This window comes from Salinispora mooreana, from assembly GCF_000379065.1.
Classification (GTDB): domain Bacteria; phylum Actinomycetota; class Actinomycetes; order Mycobacteriales; family Micromonosporaceae; genus Micromonospora; species Micromonospora mooreana.
On record NZ_KB900614.1, the window covers coordinates 2,494,459 to 2,512,196 of the forward strand.

The 17,738-nt window shown below is 71.5% G+C and carries 18 protein-coding genes; 4 read left to right on the plus strand and 14 right to left on the minus strand.

Annotated elements, in window-relative coordinates; all coding sequences use genetic code 11:
• Positions 1-155: 155 nt before the first annotated feature.
• The 9 genes from SALPAC6_RS0111790 to rimP form a co-directional block, all read right to left on the minus strand.
• Positions 156-365: a DUF6186 family protein gene (locus tag SALPAC6_RS0111790; RefSeq protein ID WP_018253621.1), complete on the minus strand. Its 210-nt coding sequence runs from the start codon at positions 363-365 to the stop codon at positions 156-158.
• Complete coding sequence (locus tag SALPAC6_RS0111795) at positions 365-772, minus strand: hypothetical protein (RefSeq protein ID WP_018253622.1); 408 nt, start codon at positions 770-772, stop codon at positions 365-367. Before SALPAC6_RS0111795 ends, SALPAC6_RS0111790 begins: the two co-directional genes overlap by 1 nt.
• A 121-nt stretch (positions 773-893) precedes the next feature.
• Complete coding sequence (locus tag SALPAC6_RS0111800) at positions 894-1,934, minus strand: DHH family phosphoesterase (protein WP_018253623.1); 1,041 nt, start codon at positions 1,932-1,934, stop codon at positions 894-896.
• Positions 1,931-2,401: a 30S ribosome-binding factor RbfA gene (rbfA, locus tag SALPAC6_RS0111805; RefSeq protein WP_018253624.1), complete on the minus strand. Its 471-nt coding sequence runs from the start codon at positions 2,399-2,401 to the stop codon at positions 1,931-1,933. Before rbfA ends, SALPAC6_RS0111800 begins: the two co-directional genes overlap by 4 nt.
• A gap of 156 nt (positions 2,402-2,557) precedes the next feature.
• Entirely contained in the window at positions 2,558-2,851 is a 294-nt protein-coding gene (locus SALPAC6_RS0111810) for a DUF503 domain-containing protein (RefSeq protein ID WP_018253625.1), read from the minus strand.
• A gap of 86 nt (positions 2,852-2,937) precedes the next feature.
• Positions 2,938-5,937 carry a translation initiation factor IF-2 gene (gene infB / locus SALPAC6_RS0111815; RefSeq protein WP_018253626.1) on the minus strand — a complete coding sequence of 1,000 codons (3,000 nt, stop codon included), beginning with the start codon at positions 5,935-5,937 and terminating at the stop codon, positions 2,938-2,940.
• Between the two features lie 93 nt (positions 5,938-6,030).
• On the minus strand, positions 6,031-6,363 hold the full coding sequence (locus SALPAC6_RS27630) for a YlxR family protein (RefSeq protein ID WP_026189583.1): 333 nt from the start codon (positions 6,361-6,363) through the stop codon (positions 6,031-6,033).
• Positions 6,364-6,378: 15 nt separating this feature from the next.
• The gene (gene nusA, locus SALPAC6_RS0111825) at positions 6,379-7,422 is read right to left on the minus strand and encodes a transcription termination factor NusA (RefSeq protein ID WP_018253628.1); all 1,044 of its coding nucleotides are present in this window, start codon (positions 7,420-7,422) and stop codon (positions 6,379-6,381) included.
• Positions 7,419-8,075: a ribosome maturation factor RimP gene (rimP, locus tag SALPAC6_RS0111830; protein WP_018253629.1), complete on the minus strand. Its 657-nt coding sequence runs from the start codon at positions 8,073-8,075 to the stop codon at positions 7,419-7,421. Before rimP ends, nusA begins: the two co-directional genes overlap by 4 nt.
• A 238-nt stretch (positions 8,076-8,313) precedes the next feature.
• Here rimP and SALPAC6_RS0111835 point away from each other — a divergent pair, with 238 nt between their 5' ends.
• The 3 genes from SALPAC6_RS0111835 to SALPAC6_RS0111845 all read left to right on the plus strand — a co-directional run bounded on the left by SALPAC6_RS0111835 (position 8,314) and on the right by SALPAC6_RS0111845 (position 9,732).
• Positions 8,314-8,748: a hypothetical protein gene (locus SALPAC6_RS0111835; protein WP_018253630.1), complete on the plus strand. Its 435-nt coding sequence runs from the start codon at positions 8,314-8,316 to the stop codon at positions 8,746-8,748.
• Entirely contained in the window at positions 8,745-9,188 is a 444-nt protein-coding gene (locus tag SALPAC6_RS0111840; RefSeq protein WP_018253631.1) for a ferritin-like domain-containing protein, read from the plus strand. The genes SALPAC6_RS0111835 and SALPAC6_RS0111840 overlap by 4 nt, the downstream gene beginning before the upstream one ends.
• 73 nt (positions 9,189-9,261) lie before the next feature.
• Positions 9,262-9,732 carry a nitroreductase family deazaflavin-dependent oxidoreductase gene (locus SALPAC6_RS0111845; RefSeq protein WP_018253632.1) on the plus strand — a complete coding sequence of 157 codons (471 nt, stop codon included), beginning with the start codon at positions 9,262-9,264 and terminating at the stop codon, positions 9,730-9,732.
• A 12-nt stretch (positions 9,733-9,744) separates the two neighbouring features.
• On the opposite strand, the gene SALPAC6_RS0111850 is transcribed toward SALPAC6_RS0111845, so the two are convergent.
• The 5 genes from SALPAC6_RS0111850 to pcaF all read right to left on the minus strand — a co-directional run bounded on the left by SALPAC6_RS0111850 (position 9,745) and on the right by pcaF (position 15,995).
• Positions 9,745-10,458: a VIT1/CCC1 transporter family protein gene (locus SALPAC6_RS0111850; RefSeq protein WP_018253633.1), complete on the minus strand. Its 714-nt coding sequence runs from the start codon at positions 10,456-10,458 to the stop codon at positions 9,745-9,747.
• Positions 10,455-11,312: a type I methionyl aminopeptidase gene (map, locus tag SALPAC6_RS0111855; RefSeq protein ID WP_026189585.1), complete on the minus strand. Its 858-nt coding sequence runs from the start codon at positions 11,310-11,312 to the stop codon at positions 10,455-10,457. The genes SALPAC6_RS0111850 and map overlap by 4 nt, the downstream gene beginning before the upstream one ends.
• Before the next feature lie 332 nt (positions 11,313-11,644).
• Positions 11,645-13,807: a putative bifunctional diguanylate cyclase/phosphodiesterase gene (locus SALPAC6_RS0111860; RefSeq protein WP_018253634.1), complete on the minus strand. Its 2,163-nt coding sequence runs from the start codon at positions 13,805-13,807 to the stop codon at positions 11,645-11,647.
• Between the two features lie 5 nt (positions 13,808-13,812).
• Positions 13,813-14,631, minus strand: coding sequence for an SAM-dependent methyltransferase (locus tag SALPAC6_RS0111865; RefSeq protein WP_018253635.1), 819 nt, complete (start codon positions 14,629-14,631; stop codon positions 13,813-13,815).
• A 158-nt stretch (positions 14,632-14,789) separates the two neighbouring features.
• Positions 14,790-15,995, minus strand: coding sequence for a 3-oxoadipyl-CoA thiolase (pcaF, locus tag SALPAC6_RS0111870; RefSeq protein WP_018253636.1), 1,206 nt, complete (start codon positions 15,993-15,995; stop codon positions 14,790-14,792).
• A gap of 318 nt (positions 15,996-16,313) precedes the next feature.
• Here pcaF and SALPAC6_RS0111880 point away from each other — a divergent pair, with 318 nt between their 5' ends.
• Positions 16,314-17,621, plus strand: coding sequence for a dicarboxylate/amino acid:cation symporter (locus SALPAC6_RS0111880; RefSeq protein WP_018253638.1), 1,308 nt, complete (start codon positions 16,314-16,316; stop codon positions 17,619-17,621).
• The last annotated feature ends 117 nt before the right edge of the window (positions 17,622-17,738 follow it).

Sequence of the window (17,738 nt, forward strand, 5' to 3'; positions counted from 1 at the left end):
TCCGACCCTGGAGAGCAGCGACGCCGGGTACGGGCCCACCGCTCACGACCAGCACCGTCAGCACGGCATCGGTCAATACCCAAGCTATCGTTCAGGTCTGCCCACCGCGGGCTGTTCCCACCATCCGGGCGGAGCCACAGCGCGACGACGGCACCTCAACGCGCCAGGAAGTGCCAGCCCAGCCACCACCAGAAGCCGAAGACCCCGATCCGGCCGACCGGCACCGAGCCGACCTCGTACCGCATCACGTACGCGCAGACCTCACCCAGGGTGGGGATCCGGGACCCCTCCCGGCGGGCCGCCAACTCCACGGCGACGAAGAGCGCCACCGCCACCAGGAACCCGCCGATCGCCAGTGTCCGCATCATCGCCGCACCAACCCCCAGAACGCAGACAACCAGGCCAGCCAACCCGCTGAGCGGATCACCCCGTCCTCCAGCAGTGGATCCGCCAGCCGGGAGAAGGTCGGGAACTCGTCACCCGCTGCGGCCACGAAGGTCGCCCCCTCGAAGACCACAAACACCACCACCGGCAACGTCCACCACACCACGCCCTGGTCCAGCCGAACCGGTGCGGGCCGCCGGGGCACCCGGTTACCCAGGCCAAGCCAGATCAGGACACCACCGGTGCCGAGCGTCCACAGATTCGCCTCAATCGAAAAGGACGGAAACCGGCCACCCACCAACGACAGGCAGACGAGCACCGGCACGGCGACAGCGGGACGATCCCAGGCGCGCGGCGCCTCGATTGTCATGTCACGGGGCTGTTCCATGCCGCAATTCTGCCCACCGCCACCAACGGCGGGAAGACCGAACCCCCGTAAGCTGACCCTGATCTTTGTCGACAGATCATCAGCCGAAAGGCCAGGTGACAGCTAACCGAAGGGCCGACCCTCAACCGCCCGTCGGGGCGAGCAACGCCCCGGTCAACTCCCGCCGGATGGCCTCCACCACCTCGTCAACGCTGCCCCGGCCGGTGAAGCCGGCGGCGAGCCGGTGCCCGCCGCCGCCCAACGCCATCGCCACCCGGCTCACGTCCACCGCGCCCTTGCTCCGCAACGACACCGCCCACTCGCCATCGGCGGTCTGCTTCACCACGCAGCTCACGTCGGCCTCCGCCGTGCACCGCACCGAATCGATCAGCGCCTCCAGCACGTACGCGGGCTGCCCGTGCCGGGCCAGGTCCTCCTGGGTCGCCCAGGTCCACACCAGGCCGTGACCATCCGCCGCGGCGGGCTCCAGCCGGGCCCGACCGACCACCTCGGCGTAGAGCCGCACAGCACCGAACGGGCGGGTGTCCAAGACGCGACGAGAGATCTCACCGGGGTGGATGCCCGTGGCCAGTAGCCGGGCCGCGAACCGGTGCACCGCCGGCGTGGTGGCCGCGAACCGGAACGAGCCGGTGTCGGTGGTCAACGCCACGTAGAGACACTCCGCGATCTCCGCGTCGAGCGGCACCCCCAGCCGGTCAAGTAGCTCATCCACGAGTACCGAGGTCGCCGCCGCCCGCGGGTCGATCAGATTGATCGCACCGAAGCCGGGGTTCGACGCATGGTGGTCGAGCACCACCGTGCTGCCGGCGGTCGTCAGCCGGTCAGCCAACTCCCCCAACCGAGACTCGCTCGCCGCGTCGAAGCTGATCAAAAGGTCCGGATCGGCGACCACCTCCGCCGCCGGGACCAGCAGCTGCTCACCGGGCAGCCCGCGCAACGGCTCCGGGAGCTGCGGCGGGCCGGGAAAGGTGGCCTGCACCTGTCGCAGACCGAGCCGATGCAGGCCGAGCGCGAAGCCGAGCATGCTGCCGAGCGCGTCGCCGTCCGGGTTCACGTGACAGACCAGCAGCACCCGCCCCGCGGCCGGCACTGCACGGACCGCGGCCACCGCCGCCGCCCAGTCGGCCTCCACCGGCGCGGACCCGGCGGCGGAATCGCTCACCGTTGGTCCCCGCCCGGCCGCGACACCTCATCCTCGACGGCCTCGGACTCCTCCTCCAGCCGGTACGGCTGGGCCTCACCCGCATACTCGGCCCGGGTGGCGAGGCGCTGCACCTCGGCATCCGCGTGGCGCGCCTGGGCGAGCAGGTCGTCAATGTGCTTGACCTGGTCCTGCACGTCGTCCAGGACAAAGGTCAGCGTCGGCGAGTGACGCAGCCCCAGCGCCTTCCCGACGGTGCTGCGCACCATACCTTTGGCGCTCTCCAACGCCGCGGCAGTGCTCGCCTGGGCAGCCGCGTCACCGAGCACCGTGTAGAAGACCGTGGCCTCGCGGAGGTCGGCGGTGATCCGCGCGTCCGTGATGGTGATCATGCCAAGCCGCGGATCCTTGATCTGACTACGCACCACCGACGCCACCAGCTCACGCACCCGCTCCGCGTGCCGGCGCACCTTGGCCGGATCCGACATCTCGCCACCTCCAGGCGTACCGCTCCCGGCCGTTGGGCACCTGGAGCGCCCAAGCCGCCGGCCAACACCACGAACACTACCCGCGCCGCCGGTCCACCCCGTACGCGGCCGGTGCGATGACCGCCCACGGGGCAGCCCCGCAGCGGCGTCAGTGGATCAGTCGTCCGCGCCGTACAGCCGCCGACGCACCGACAGGAGTTCCACCTCAGGACGGGCGGCGACCAGGCGCTCACACGAGTCGAGCACCTCGCGTACGTGGGCCGCCGTCGCGGAGACCACCGCGACGCCAATCTCCGCCCGCCCGTGCAGGGCGAGCGCACCCATCTCGGCGGCGGAGACCTCGACGCGGCGCAGCGCCGCCACAATCGGTCGAACGTAGGACCTCTTGGCCTTCAACGACCGGGAGTCGCCCGGCAGCAGAAGGTCGAATACCGCAGTTCCGGTGTACATCGTCCCGGAGACTACGGACGAACCCGGACATGATCAAGGGGTTTACGCAGCATGGCGTAAACCCCTTGATCTGTGTCCCTACCGGATCAGGCGCGCGCCTTCTCCCGCATCTCGAAGGTCTCGATCACATCGCCGACCTGGACGTTGTTGTAACCGCCCAGGGTCAGACCACACTCGAAGCCCTCGCGTACCTCGGTCGCGTCGTCCTTGAACCGCTTGAGCGAGCCGATGGTGAGGTTGTCCGCCACCACCGCGCCGTCGCGCAGCAGCCGAGCCTTGGCGTTGCGCCGAAGCAGGCCCGACCGGACGATACAGCCGGAGATGTTGCCGACCTTGGACGAACGGAACACCTCGCGGACCTCCGCGGTGCCCAGCTCGACCTCCTCGTACTCCGGCTTGAGCAGGCCCTTGAGCGCCGCCTCGATCTCCTCGATGGCCTGGTAGATGACGGTGTAGTACCGAATCTCCACGCCCTCGCGGTCGGCCATCTCGCGGACCTTGTTGGCGGCCCGCACGTTGAAGCCGATGATCGTGACCGCCTCCGACGAGGCGCTCGCGAGCATGACGTCGCTCTCGGTGATCGCCCCAACGCCCCGGTGGATGATCCGTAGCTGGACCTCCTCGGGGATGTCGAGGTTGAACAGGGCATCCTCGAGCGCTTCCACGGAACCGGAGACGTCGCCCTTGAGCACCAGGTTGAGCGAGGTCTTCTCGCCCGCCTTGAGCTGCTCCATGAGCGTCTCGAGGGTGGCCCGGCCACGGGAGTTGGCGAAGGCCGCCGCCCGCCGCCGCGCCTGCCGCTGCTCGGCGATCTGCCGCACGGTGCGGTCGTCCTCGGCGGCCAGGAACGTGTCGCCCGCCCCGGGCACCGCGGTCAGACCCAGCACCAGCACGGGACGAGACGGACCCGCCTCGGCGACCTGGTTGCCGTTCTCGTCGAGCATCGCCCGAACCCGGCCGTGCGCCCCACCGGCGACGATCGAGTCGCCCGCCCGCAGGGTGCCCTTCTGCACCAGCACCGTCGCCACCGCGCCCCGGCCCTTGTCCAGGTGCGCCTCGATCGCCACACCCTGCGCCGGGCCGTCCGTCGGAGCGGTCAGCTCCAGCGACGCGTCCGCGGTCAGCAGGACCGCCTCGAGCAGGCTGTCGATCCCGGTACCCGGCTTGGCCGCCACGTTGACAAACATGGTGTCGCCGCCGTACTCCTCGGCGACCAGTCCGTACTCGGTCAGCTGCTGGCGGACCTTGTCCGGGTTGGCATCCGGCTTGTCGACCTTGTTGACCGCCACCACGATCGGCACGTCGGCCGCCTTGGCGTGGTTCAACGCCTCGATCGTCTGCGGCATCACCCCGTCGTCGGCCGCGACGACCAGGATCACGATGTCGGTGACCTGGGCACCACGGGCACGCATGGCGGTGAACGCCTCGTGACCGGGGGTGTCGATGAAGGTGATCGCCCGGTCCTGGTCCTCGTGTGGGACGTGGACCTGGTAGGCGCCGATGTGCTGGGTGATGCCACCCGCCTCGCCGGCCACCACGTTCGCCTTCCGGATCGCGTCCAGAAGCTTCGTCTTACCGTGGTCGACGTGACCCATGACGGTCACCACCGGCGGCCGGCTGACCAGACGGTCCTCCGCCACCTCGGCGTCCAGGTCGATGTTGAACTGCGCGAGCAGCTCGCGGTCTTCGTCCTCCGGGCTGACGATCTGGACGGCGAAGCCCAGGTGCTCACCCAGGAGCAGCAGGGTGTCATCGGAGCAGGACTGGGTCGCGGTCACCATCTCGCCCAGGTTGAACATCTCCTGGACCAGCGAACCCGGGTTGGCGTTGATCTTGTCGGCGAAGTCCGACAGCGAGGCGCCTCGGGACAACCGGACGGTCTGACCCTGCCCCCGGGGCGCGCCCGAGGACATGGTCGGAGCCGACAGGTTGTCGAACTCCTGTCTGCGCTGCTTCTTCGACTTGCGACCGCGGGTCGGCCGGCCACCGGGACGCCCGAAGGCACCCGCGGCACCACCACCGCGGCCACGGCCACCGCCACCGGGACGGCCACCGCCGGGGCCGCCGCGGAAACCACCGCCGCCACCACCGGGGCCGCCACCGGGGCCGCCACGGAAGCCACCGCCACCACCGCCGCCACCGCCGGGGCTGCCGCGGAAACCACCGCCGCCGCCACCGCCGCGGAAGCCACCGCCGCCACCGCCACCGGGGCGGCCGGCGCCGGAACCGGGACGACCGGAACCAGGACCGCCGGGGCGGCCGGGACGCTGGCTTGGCATGGAGGCCGGGCTGGGCCGCGGCGGCATGGACGCCGGGCTCGGCCGCGGCGGCATCGAGGCCGGGCTCGGCCGCGGACCACCCGCACCGGCGGCCGGGGGACGCTGCTGGCCGCCCTGAATACCGAACGGGTTGTTACCGGCGCCACGCGCCGGCGGACGACCGCCGGACCGGGGGCCGGGGCCCGGAGTGGGCCCGCCGGACCGTCCGGCGGCCGGAGATCCGGGCCGGGGCGGCATCGTGCCGGGACCGGGGCGGGGACCCGGACGCGGACCACCCTCGGTGGGCGGCTCCCGCCGGACGTTCTCCCGCTGCTGCTGCCGGGCAGCCTGCGCGGCCTTGACCGCGGCCTCCTGCTCGGCCTTCAACGCGGCGGCACGCGCCTCGGCGGCCGCCACCTCGATGTCGTGGGCGCTCGCCGGCTTGGCGGCCGGTGTCGCGGACTGCGGCGGACCCGGAACCGGACCCTTGGGTTTCGGGCCGGGCGTCGGGGCACCCGGCCGCCGCGGCGGCATGGGCTTGGCCGTGACGCGGGGTCCGCCCGGGGGCGGACCCGGGGTCGGGGTCCGGGAAGGGGTCGGAGTCGGGGTCGGGGTCGGGGTCGCCGGGGTCGCCGCCGCCGGAGCCGCCGGCGCGGGCGAGCCGGCGTTGTTGACGAACGCGTTACGCAGCCGTCGGGCGACCGGCGCCTCGACGGTGCTGGACGCGGACTTCACGAACTCGCCCATCTCCTTGAGCTTGGCGAGAACGGTCTTGCTTTCGACCCCGAGCTCCTTGGCGAGCTCGTGTACGCGGGCCTTTCCTGCCACTGCACTCCTCATTCCGAGGTCGTGCGGGCAGCACCCGCAGCGACCTCACTCGTGCACTTGAAGCCTGGTCATTTCTGCGACTTCATCGTGTGCTCATGTCGGTCGTCCTACCTTGCTAGCGACCCGCGTCCGGTCGGGTTGGCCGGACGTCGTGGCTGGCGCATCGATATGCTTCGCAAGCTCACCGTGGTCGGGGACCCCGGTGACGCGCAGCGCCCGCCCGAAAGCACGACGCCGCACCGCCTGCGTAAGGCAGGCCGGATCTGGGTGCACGTGCGCCCCCCGACCCGGCAACCTGCGGGCCGGGTCGGGACGAAGGCTGTGACCAGCCCCATCACCCACCGCGACAACCCGCAGCAGTTCCTTGGTTGACGCTCGAGACCGGCAACCCACACAGGTGCGCTCCGGCAGCGCGCGTCGTACCACTGGGAAAGTCTACCCCTAGCCCCCGGAGATCGCGCGGCCCGGCTCCGGGACGTGATCGGCGTCGGCGGCGCCCGCCGGGCGTGCCGGCTCGACGTCGGAGCGAATGTCAATCCGCCAACCGGTCAATCGTGCGGCAAGCCGGGCATTCTGCCCCTCTCGCCCAATAGCCAGTGAAAGTTGGAAATCCGGCACCGTCACCCGGGCGGTACGGGAAGCCAGATCAACCACCTCCACCCGGAGGGCCTTAGCTGGCGAGAGTGCGTTACCGACGAAGGCCGCCGGATCCTCAGACCAGTCAATAATGTCGATTTTCTCCCCATGCAGCTCGCCCATGACCGCCCGCACCCGCTGCCCCATCGGCCCGATGCAGGCGCCCTTGGCGTTCACCCCCGCCGTGGTGGAGCGGACAGCGATCTTCGTACGGTGACCTGCCTCACGCGCGATCGCGGTGATCTCGACCGTGCCGTCGGCGATCTCCGGCACCTCGAGGGCGAAGAGCTTCTTCACCAACGCCGGGTGCGAGCGGGACAGGGTCACCTGCGGACCACGCACGCCCTTGGCCACGTGCACCACGACGCAGCGCACCCGCTCGCCGTGCGCGTACTGCTCACCGGGGACCTGCTCGGACTGGGGCAGCACCCCCTCCAGCTTGCCCAGGTCCACACTGACGATGCCCTTCTCGGCACGCGCCTCGTGCGCCTGGACCACCCCGGTCACCAGGTCCCCGTCCCGGCCCACGTACTCGCCGAAGTGCACCTCGTCGGTGGCCTCCCGCAGCCGCTGAAGAATCACCTGCTTGGCGGTCATCGCCGCGATCCGACCGAAGTCGTGCGGGGTGTCGTCCCACTCCCGCACGACACCGCCGTCGGGCTCCACCTCCTGCGCGAAGACCAGGGCCGCGCCCGTCTTACGGTCGATCTCCACCCGTGCGTGTAGCTGCGCACCCTCGGTGTGCCGGTACGCGGTCAGCAGCGCGGTCTCGATCGCCGCGAGAATCGTGTCGAACGGGATCTCCCGCTCACGCTCCAGTGCGCGCAGCGCCGCGAGGTCGATGTTCACCTCTCCTCGCCCTCCACATCATCGTCGTCGTCGAAATCGCCGGCCTCGTCGGCGCCGTCAGCGCCATCCGCCTCGCCGGGGCGGGTGAACTCGACCTGCACCCGTCCTGGGCCCAACTCGGCGTAGCGCCACCCCGCCCGACCGGCGTCGGTCTCCAACACCACCTGCTCGTCGTCCGCCTCGACCACCCGACCGGTGACCTGGCGGTCACCAGCGTCCGCCCGCACCGCGACCCGGACCAGGCGGCCGGTGTTGCGCCGCCAGTGCCGGGGGAGGGTGAGCGGACGGGACACGCCCGGCGAGCTGATCTCGAGCTGGTACTCCCCGGCAACCAGGTCCCCGTGCGCCTCCTCGGCCGCGTCCAGGGCGGCGGAGACAGCCCGCGAGACCTCGGCGACGGCGTCCAGGTCGATCCCGCCGTCGGCGTCAACAATCACCTGCACCACGTGGCGCCGGCCGGCCCGGGAGACCGACAGCTCCTCCAGGTCGTATCCGGCCTCGCCGACAACTGGTTCGACCACCTCGTGCAGCCGGGCCCGCCGGCTGGCGAGATCACCGCCACGGCTGACCCGACCGGCGCCGCGCTGGCCGCCCGTATGCCGCGGTCGCCCCGTCGGCCCGGTGGGCCTGGTGGCCCGGCCACGCTGGCTCATCTAGCGCCCCTATCTGCTGTTGGCGGCGCCCGGTCGGTCGCCATAGCTACACGCCACCGGGGCGGACGCGCCGGTGGTTGCGCAGAGCGTAACGCGCCGTCCGCCAGTCGGATGGGCCGGCGCACCGACTCCGGCCTCCGCGGAGGTGGCCGGCATGGTGTTGACTTGGGCGGTGATAGGCAAAATGACGCAGCGGGACCCGCTTCCGGACGGAACAATGAGACATTCCCGACGAAGAGTGCTACGAGTAGGTGCCCTCCTGGCCCTCGGCGGCACCGTTCCCTCACTCACCGGCTGTGAGCCGTTCAACCGGGAACCGCCCCCACCCGACCCACTCGCCCCCATGGTGGACGAGGCGCTCGCGCTCGCCGCGGCCTACCGGGACGCCGCCACGACGCACCCCACGCTGGCCAGCCGACTGACGCCGATCACCGAAGCACACGCTGCGCACGCGGCGGAGCTGGCCCGGATCACCAAGGTAGCCCTACCGTCGGCCACCCCGACCGCCAGCACCCCCGCCGACTCCGACGCGACACTCACCGGGCTCCGCGAACTCGAGCGGGCGGCCGGCGAGTCGGCCACCCAGGCCTGCCTGGCCGCACCGGCCGAGCGGGCCGCGCTGCTCGCCAGCATCGCCGCCGCCCGCGCCAGCCACCTGGAGGCGCTGCAGTGAACACCCGCACCCCGGGCGCACGCTCCGCCCACGCCGCGGCCCTGACCGCCGAATACGCCGCCATCTGGGCCTACGGCCCGATCGGGGTACGCCTGACCGGTCCCGCCCAGGAGGCGGCCCGCGACGCCGAGGCGACACACCGGCGCCGCCGAGACACGCTGGTGCTGCGCCTCACCGACGCTGGCGACAGCCTCCCGGCCGACCAGGCCGGCTACGCCCTGCCGTTCCCCGTCACCGACGAGCCGAGCGCCCTCCGGCTCGCCGTTGAGGTCGAGGAACGTACGGCGGGGTTCTGGCAGGCGGCGGTGGCCGCCACCAGCGGTGCCGAACGCGAACGTGCGCTCGCGGCGCTGGTTGACTGCGCGGTGCGGGCAACCCGCTGGCGGGCAACCGCGGGGATCACCCCCCTGACCACGCCCTTCCCCGGAAGGACTGCCTGACCCGTTCGTCGACGGGTCGCCGACCATGGGGCCGGAGCATCAAACCGGGCCGCAGGTCGGCAGAATATTCCCCATGTCCATTCTGGGTTCCCTCACCCGCCGGGTCGGCCACCACCGCTGGTTCGGCACCGCCGCCCGGCTCCTCGTCCCAGTTGACCGCGCGGTCGGGCGACTCAGCCGCGGGCGAATAATCGCCCTCGGGCTCCTCCCGTCGCTGGTCATCACCACGACCGGCCGTCGCTCCGGCAAGCCCCGCAGCAACCCCCTGCTGTACGTGCCGGACGGGGACGGCTACGTGGTGGTCGGGTCGAACTGGGGACAGACCCACCAGCCCGCGTGGGCGTTGAACCTGCTCGCCACCCCCCATGCCGAGGTGGACATCAAGGGGCACCGGTTTTCGGTACGCGCCGACACGCCCGAGGGCGCCGAGCGAGACCGACTCTGGCAGTTGCTGGTGACCGAGTGGCCGGCCTACCAGACCTACGTGCAGCGGGCCGGCGACCGCAAAATCCACATCTTCCGGCTGGTGCCCGTCGCTGGGTAACCGGAACTCTTCCTACAACCCACCCTGGATACCGATCAGGGCGCCGATGCCGTAGGTCGCGGCGGCGGCGAGGCCACCGAGCAGCAGCTGACGCAGGCCCGCCGCCCACCAGCGCCGGCTGGTGAACCGGGCGACGATCGCGCCGGCCAGGAAGAGGCCGAGGCCGCCGACGCCGAGCGCCAGCCAGAGACTGGTGCTGCCGACCAGGTAGGGCAGCAGGGGCACCAGGGCGCCGACGGAGAAGCAGACAACCGACGAGATCGCCGCCACCCAGGGGCTCGGCTGGTCGTCCGGGTTGACGCCCAGCTCCTCCCGGACGTGCACCCGCAGGGCCTCCTCGGGATCGCGCCGCACCACCTCCGCGACCTGTGTCGCGAGCTCCCGGGGCAGGCCGCGGGCCACCCAGGTGTCCGCCAGTTCGCGCGCCTCCGCCTCGGGATGCCGTTCCAGCTCCCGCCGCTCCTTGGCCACCTCCGCGGCGACCTGTTCGTTGGCCGACCGAACGCTGGTGTATTCCCCCAGCCCCATGGAGATGGCGCCGGCAACCAGGCCGGCGGTGCCGGTGAGGAGCACGGCCCGCGCCGACACCCCGCCACCGCCCACCCCCGCGATCAGGGCGATGTTGGTGACCAGTCCGTCCATCGCCCCGAACACCGCGGGGCGCAGCCAGCCGCCGGAGAGGTCCGGGTGGTGTGCCTCCCGCAGCGCCGCCGGGGTCTCGGTCACGGCAGGGTGAGAATCTCGTAGCCGTCGTCGGTCACGAGGATCGTGTGCTCGAACTGGGCGGTCCACTTCCGGTCCTTGGTCACCACAGTCCAGCCGTCATCCCACATGTCGTACTGGTAGGTACCGAGGGTGATCATCGGCTCGATGGTGAAGGTCATGCCGGGCTCCATCACATCGGTGGGCCGAGGGCTGTCGTAGTGCGGCACATAGAGCCCGCTGTGAAACGCCTCGCCGATGCCGTGCCCGGTGAAGTCACGCACCACGCCGTAGCCGAAACGCTTCGCGTACGACTCGATCACCCGACCGATCACGTTGATCTGCCGACCGGGCGCGACCGCCCGAATGCCTCGCATCGTCGCCTTGTGGGTCCGCTCGACCAGCAACCGGACCTCCTCGCTCACCTCACCCACGCAGAAGGTGGCATCGGTGTCGCCGTGCACCCCGTCGAGGAAGGCGGTGACATCGACGTTGATGATGTCACCGTCCTGAAGGACCGTCGAGTCGGGGATGCCGTGGCAGATCACCTCGTTCAGGCTGGTGCAGCAGGACTTGGGGAACCCCCGGTAGCCCAGCGTCGACGGGTAGGCGCCGTGGTCACAGAGGAACTCGTGCACCACCTTGTCGATCTCGTCGGTGGAGACGCCCGGCTTGCAGTGCTCGCCCGCGAGCGCAATGGCCTGCGCCGCCAACCGCCCGGCGGCCCGCATCCGCTCGATGGTCTCCGGAGTCTGCACATGTGACCCACGCCATTGTGTGGGCTCCTTCTTGCCCACGTACTCGGGTCGGGGAATGTGAGCAGGCACCTGCCGCCAGGGAGTGAGCGTGCCGGGGGTCAATGGCGCACGGACGGTCATGGCGCAAGCCTAGCGCCGCGACATCGCTTCGCGCCCATCGCGCCCCGGGCCGCCGCGGACGAGCACGCGCCGCCCGAAATGAGTTGCCGCACCGCCCGACCCGGCCGCATCCTGACTGCGGTGACCAGGCCCGATCCGGACGGGTCAGCGCCGGGCGACTCGGCAACGCCCGGCGGAGCGGTGGCGCGGAATCCGACCTCTCTCTCACGTACGGTGATCCGCCGTACCCGACGGGTTCCGCGCCGCCGCTCCCCCGCCCCGCGCCGCCGCCTCCCCGCCCACGCCGCACCGCCGGCCCACGGCGGCGAACACTCGGTTGGCGGGAAGTGCCCTCAGGTGCCCTGCCCCCGGAGCCGGGCCGTGATCTCACCCGCCGGCCCCGGCGCGCCGAACCAGTAGCCCTGCCCGGTGTCGCACCGCAGTGCCCGCAGCCGCTCGGCCTGCACCCCGGTCTCCACCGCCTCCGCGGTGATCGACAACCCGAGCGCCCGCGCCAGCCGCACCAGGGCGTCCACGATCTGCTCGTCCCGATGGCCGGCAGCCCGCTCTGTTCCGCCCTCGCGCAGCCCTTCCACGAACGGACCCGCCAACTTCAGCGACCGGATCGGCAACCGGCGCAGATACGCCAGATTCGAGTAGCCGGTGCCGAAGTCATCGATTGCCAGCCCCACCCCCAGCCCGGCGATCCGGTGCAACGCCCGCAGCGGCTCCCCCGCGGTACCCATCACGGCGCTCTCGGTCAGCTCCAGCTGCAGGAGCTCGGCGGGGAGACCACTGTCGGTCAACGCCTCCGCCACCGTGTCCACGATGCCGGGCTGTTCCACCTGACGCGCGGCGAGGTTGACGCTGACGACCAGTCGAGCCTCCGGAACCTCGCGTCGCCAGGCGTCGGCATCCCGGCACGCCTGGCGCAGCACCCACTCCCCGAGTTGGACGATCAACCCGGTCTCCTCGGCCAGCCCGATGAACCGGGCCGGGCCGAGCCGGCCCAGCTTGGGGTGCTGCCAGCGGACGAGCGCCTCCACGGCCAGCATCGAGCCGTCCCGCAGGGAGACGATCGGCTGGTAGTCCAGCACGAACTCACCCCGCTCCAAGGCAGCCGGCAGCCCGGCCGCCAACGTGGATCGGGCGATCTCGCGCGCGCTTCGCTCCCGGTCCCAGATCGCCCACCGACCACGCCCCTCGGCCTTGGCCCAGTACAGCGTGGTGTCGGCCGCCTTCATCAGCTCCGACGGGTCGGTCGTGTGCACCGGGCACTCGACGATGCCGACGCTCGCCGAGACCATGAGCTGGTGGTCACCGATCCGAATCGGTGCGGCAACGGCCGCGAGTGCGGCCTCCGCGACCCGCACCACGTCATCGAGGGACTCCCCGTCGTCAACCAGGATGACGAACTCGTCGCCCCCCATCCGGGCCACCAGGTGCCCGCATCCGGCGACGCAGTCCGACAGCCGGTCGGCGATCACCACGAGCAGTTGGTCGCCCAGATCGTGACCGAGGCTGTCGTTGACCGCCTTGAACCCGTCCAGATCCAGGAAGCAGACCCCGACCGGGCGGCCGGCATCGGCGTTGTCGAAGACCACCCCGAGGGTCTCGAAGAAGAGGGTCCGGTTGGGCAGTCCGGTGAGCGGGTCGTGCAGTGCCTGAAACCGAAGCCGCTGCTGGAGCTCGTAACGCTCGGTGATGTCCTCGACCACCGCGACGGTGAACCGGGGACGGCCGTCGTCATACCGGACCAACGACACCGCCAGGTCGGTCCAGACGGCCGTGCCGTCCTTGCGGTAGTACCGCTTCTCGAGCCGGACGGAGTCCCGCCTGCCCTCGACGATCTCCTGGTACATCTCCCAGATCCCGGCCGCGTCGTCGGGGTGGTACAGCGACGACACGTTGCGCCGCCGCAGTTCCTCGATCGTGTAGCCGAGCATGTCGGCGAAGACCTGATTGACGTCGACGATCTGGCCATCGACCAGGCCAATGCCGATACCGATGGCGGCACCGGAGAAGACCGCGCGGAACCGGGCCTCGCTGTCCCGCAACGCCTGCTCCACCTCGTCCCGCGCCTGCCAGGCCGAGCGGGCGATCCGCTCCTGTTGGGCGAAGGTACGGTCCCGCAGCGCGCCGGCGAATCCGGCTGCCAGCGCGCCCTGCAACGCCGCGACCCGGGTCACCACCTCCTCCGTACCGACCAGGTCGGGCAGCACCCGGGCGAGGAACCGGTCACCGAGCGCCCGGACCGACCAGTCGAGCACCGCCGGCTCGGTCAGGTGCGCCTCGGCCAGCGCCTGGCCGACCTGGGCCGCGGGCTGGGACGAGAAGGGCTCGGCGCGCAGCGCCTGGGCCAGCCGGACGGTGTGCAGGTGCAACAGCCGCTGGGTCTCCTCGGCGCTGAACGGGACGAAGCCGAGCCGGCGTACGGCGCGGGCCCACTCGGCCGCGTACCCCTGGGCGCCGGCCTGGCTGCGGTCGCGCCCTCCGGACTCCAGGACGACGGCCACCGCGATCAGCCGACCGATTGGTCGTGCCGGGCAACCCCGCCGAAGGCGCCGAACTGCGCCGGATTGTCGTCCACATCGGAGGCAGAGTCCGGCCGCCACAACGGCATGTGGACCACCCCCGGCTCCAGGAGGGTCCAGTCCCCGAAGAAGCCGGTGATCTCGGCACGGGAGCGCAGGGTGATCTCGGTGTCGGTACGCGCCGACAACCGCTGGGCATCGAGCATCTCCCGCGGCTGGTCCTCGAATGTGGAGTGTGAGATCACCAGGCAGCTTCCGGGCGCGGCGGCGGCCCGGAGCGTGGCGAGGAGATCGCCCGGGCGATCGACGTCGCCGATGAAGTGCACCACCCCGGCGAGCAGGATGCCCAGCGGCCGGTCGAAGTCCAGTAGGTTCAGCGCCCGTGCCCGCGCCAGGATGTGCTCGGGATCGCGCAGGTCGGCGTGGATCACCCCGGTCTGGTCGTTACCCACCAGCAGGTCCCGGCTGTGCGCCACCGCGACCGGGTCGATGTCGACGTAGACGATCCGGGCGTTGGGGTTGACCGACTGGGCCACCTCGTGCACGTTCCCGACGGTCGGGATGCCGGAGCCGATGTCGAGGAACTGGTCGATGCCGTCGTGCAGCAGCACCCGGACCGCGCGGCGGAGAAACTCGCGGCCGGCGCGCATGGTGCCGGCGAGGTTCGGCGTCATGCTGGCGATCTGCTCGGCGAGCTGCCGATCGATCTCGAAATTGTGGGCTCCGCCGAGAAAGTAGTCATACACCCGCGCCGCGCTCGGGCGAGAAAGGTCGATCTCGGCGGGAAGTCCGTCCTGCTTCTGCACAGTGCTATACCCCAAGTCCTCGCCACGGTGCGGGAGGGACCGGTGTCGCGACGCATGCGGACACGCGGAGGCCACCGGCCGACCCGCGGATCGTTTAGATGCAGACAACTGTAGGCGTGCGTCAGCCTGGGCGGGAGGGCGCAGGAGGGGGCCACTGATCACCCCACGGACTCCAACAGCAGCGAGATGCCCTGGCCCACCCCGACACACATGGTGGCCAGCGCCCGCCGGCCGCCCCGGCGACGCAGTTCCAGCGCCGCGGTCAACGCCAGCCGGGCCCCACTCGCGCCGAGCGGATGCCCCAACGCGATCGCGCCCCCGTTGGGGTTGACATGCTCGGCGTCCGCCGGCAGACCCAGTTCCCGCAGGACCGCCACCGCCTGCGCGGCGAACGCCTCGTTCAGCTCGACCACGTCCAGGTCGCCCACCCCCAGGCCGAGCCGGTCGAGGAGCCGGCGGGTGGCGGGCACCGGACCGACGCCCATCACCCGCGGCGGCACACCGGCCGCAGCGGAGCCGACGACCCGGGCCAACGGGGTCAGGTCGTACCGCGTCAGTGCTGCCTCGGAGGCCACCAGCAGCGCCACCGCGCCGTCGTTGACGCCGGAGGAGTTACCGGCGGTAATCGTGCCCCCCGCCCGGAACGGGGTGGGCAACGCGGCCAGCTTCGCCAGCGACGTCTCCCGCGGATGTTCGTCAACCTCGACCAGCGTGGTCCCCCGCCGGCCGGCCGGAGCCGACACCGGCACGATCTCCTCAGCGAGCCGACCGTCGGCCTGGGCCCTGGCCGCGCGCTGCTGGGAGCGGTACGCGAACTCGTCCTGGGCAGCGCGCGCGACGCCGTACTCGGCGGCCACGTTCTCCGCGGTCTCCGGCATCGAGTCGATGCCCCACCCCTGCTCCAGCAACGGGTTGACCAGCCGCCAACCGATGGTGGTGTCGTAGACCTCCGCGTTACGGGAGAACGCGGTCTCGGCCTTGGGCAGTACGAACGGTGCCCGGCTCATGCTCTCGACCCCGCCGGCCAGCACCAGATCGGCCTCGCCGGCGACGATGGAGCGGGCGGCGAGGGCGAGGGCGTCCAGGCCGGAGCCGCAGAGCCGGTTGACCGTGCTGCCGGGCACCTGCTCGGGCAGCCCGCCGAGCAGCGCCGCCATCCGGGCCACGTTGCGGTTGTCCTCACCGGCCTGGTTCGCGCAGCCGAGGAGCACGTCGTCGGTCCGGGCCCAGTCCACCGTCGGATACCGGGCGACCAGCTCCCGGATCACGTGCGCGGCCAGGTCGTCGGGGCGGACGCCGGCGAGCGCCCCGGCATACCTCCCGATCGGGGTACGGACACCAGCCACCAGATATGCCACCGTCATCGCGAGTCCTTCGGGGGTGGGAAGGTCGGGGGGTGGAACGGACCCGGATCCGGGCGACGCTCCGGCGTCAGGATATCGACGCCCGGACCGGCGGGGTTGACGGTGCAGGCGCCCGAGCCACCTTAGTGGGGAGCGTCACCAGCCCGCTGCTCCCCAGACAGCGGAGAGCCCTGTAACGTCATCCGGCAATGACCAACGTCTGGAATCTCACCGTGCGCTTGTACGTCGACCTTCGACGGCAGGCCAGCGGTATCTGTCCGGCGCGGCCGCTCCGCTGACGCCGCCCGTACTTTTTCGTTTTCCAGACTTGGACCTTTCATGCGCAAGATCCCTTTTTCCGTGCAGATTCTGCTCGGCCTCGCCCTCGGTGTGGCCCTCGGCTACCTCGCCCGGGCCGGTGAGCTGACCTGGCTGGCCAGCGGCCTCGACATCGTCGGTGGCCTCTTCGTCCAGCTACTCAAGCTCGCCGTGCCACCCCTGGTCTTCACCGCCATCGTGATCAGCGTGGTCAGTCTGCGGGGCGTGGCCAACGCCGCCCGGCTGGCGCTACGCACACTGCTCTGGTTTGGTGCCACCGCGCTCATCGCGGTCAGCATCGGCATCGGCCTCGGTCTCCTCACCAACCCCGGCCAGGGGGTCACCCTGGACCTGGCCGACGCCACCGCCCCGACCAGGACCGGCTCCTGGACCGACTTCCTCACCGGCATCGTCCCGACCAACCCGGTCGGCGCGTTCGTCGAGGGCAACGTCCTCCAGATCGTCTTCCTCGCCCTCGTCATCGGCGCGGCGGCCCTGCTGGTCGGCCCGCCCGCCGAGCCGTTCGTCGAGCTCAACCGAGCCCTACTGGAGATCGTCCAGAAGGCGTTGTGGTGGGTGATCCGGCTCGCCCCGATCGGGACCCTGGGCCTGATCGGCAAAGCCGTCGCCACCTACGGCTGGGACCTGCTGGCCCCGCTGGCCCGCTTCACCACCGCCGTCTACGTCGGCTGCGCGATCGTGCTGTTCGTGGTCTACCCGCTGTTGCTGCTCGGCGCCGGCCGACTCAACCCGCTGCGCTTCTTCGCCGGTGCCGGACCGGCGATCCAGCTGGCCTTCGTCTCCCGCTCCTCGGTCGGCACCATGCCGGTGACCCAGCGCGCGGTCGAGCGGCTGGGGGTCCCCCGCGAGTACGCCTCGTTCGCGGTCCCGTTCGGCGCCACCACGAAGATGGACGGCTGCGCGGCGATCTACCCGGCCCTGGCCGCCATCTTCGTGGCGCAGGTCTTCGGGGTGGAGCTGGGCGTCACCGACTACCTGCTGATCGCCTTCGTCTCCGTGGTCGGCTCGGCGGCGACCGCCGGGCTCACCGGCGCGATCGTCATGCTGACGCTGACGCTGAGCACGCTCGGCCTGCCGCTGGCCGGCGCGGGCCTGCTGCTGGCCATCGACCCCATCCTGGACATGGTCCGCACCGCGACCAACGTCGCCGGGCAGGCCCTCGTGCCGACGATCGTGGCGGCCCGGGAGGGCACCCTCGACCGGACCGCGTACGACTCGGCCGGCCGGCGGAGCCTGGTTGACGAGGACCCGGTGGAGCGCGATTCCTGGCCCGGCCAGCGCGAAGAGCCGGCCCTGGCTCCCGCCTGAGCGGATCCCCCGCCCGGCCCCGCCCCGGTACTGGGGGCGGGGCCGGCGTCGGTGCTGGGGCGGGGGCCGACGTCGGTCCCGACCGACCCGACCGGCACCCCGCGCCCCAGCACCGGG

Excerpts from the sequence above, each read along its gene's own strand:
- SALPAC6_RS0111790 (WP_018253621.1), bottom strand. The coding sequence starts at position 365 with ATGCGGACACTGGCGATCGGCGGGTTCCTGGTGGCGGTGGCGCTCTTC.
- SALPAC6_RS0111880 (WP_018253638.1), top strand. The coding sequence starts at position 16,314 with ATGCGCAAGATCCCTTTTTCCGTGCAGATTCTGCTCGGCCTCGCCCTC.
- map (WP_026189585.1), bottom strand. The coding sequence starts at position 11,312 with ATGACCGTCCGTGCGCCATTGACCCCCGGCACGCTCACTCCCTGGCGG.
- SALPAC6_RS0111795 (WP_018253622.1), bottom strand. The coding sequence starts at position 772 with ATGGAACAGCCCCGTGACATGACAATCGAGGCGCCGCGCGCCTGGGAT.
- rbfA (WP_018253624.1), bottom strand. The coding sequence starts at position 2,401 with ATGTCGGATCCGGCCAAGGTGCGCCGGCACGCGGAGCGGGTGCGTGAG.
- rimP (WP_018253629.1), bottom strand. The coding sequence starts at position 8,075 with ATGAGCCAGCGTGGCCGGGCCACCAGGCCCACCGGGCCGACGGGGCGA.
- pcaF (WP_018253636.1), bottom strand. The coding sequence starts at position 15,995 with ATGACGGTGGCATATCTGGTGGCTGGTGTCCGTACCCCGATCGGGAGG.
- SALPAC6_RS0111810 (WP_018253625.1), bottom strand. The coding sequence starts at position 2,851 with ATGTACACCGGAACTGCGGTATTCGACCTTCTGCTGCCGGGCGACTCC.
- SALPAC6_RS0111845 (WP_018253632.1), top strand. The coding sequence starts at position 9,262 with ATGTCCATTCTGGGTTCCCTCACCCGCCGGGTCGGCCACCACCGCTGG.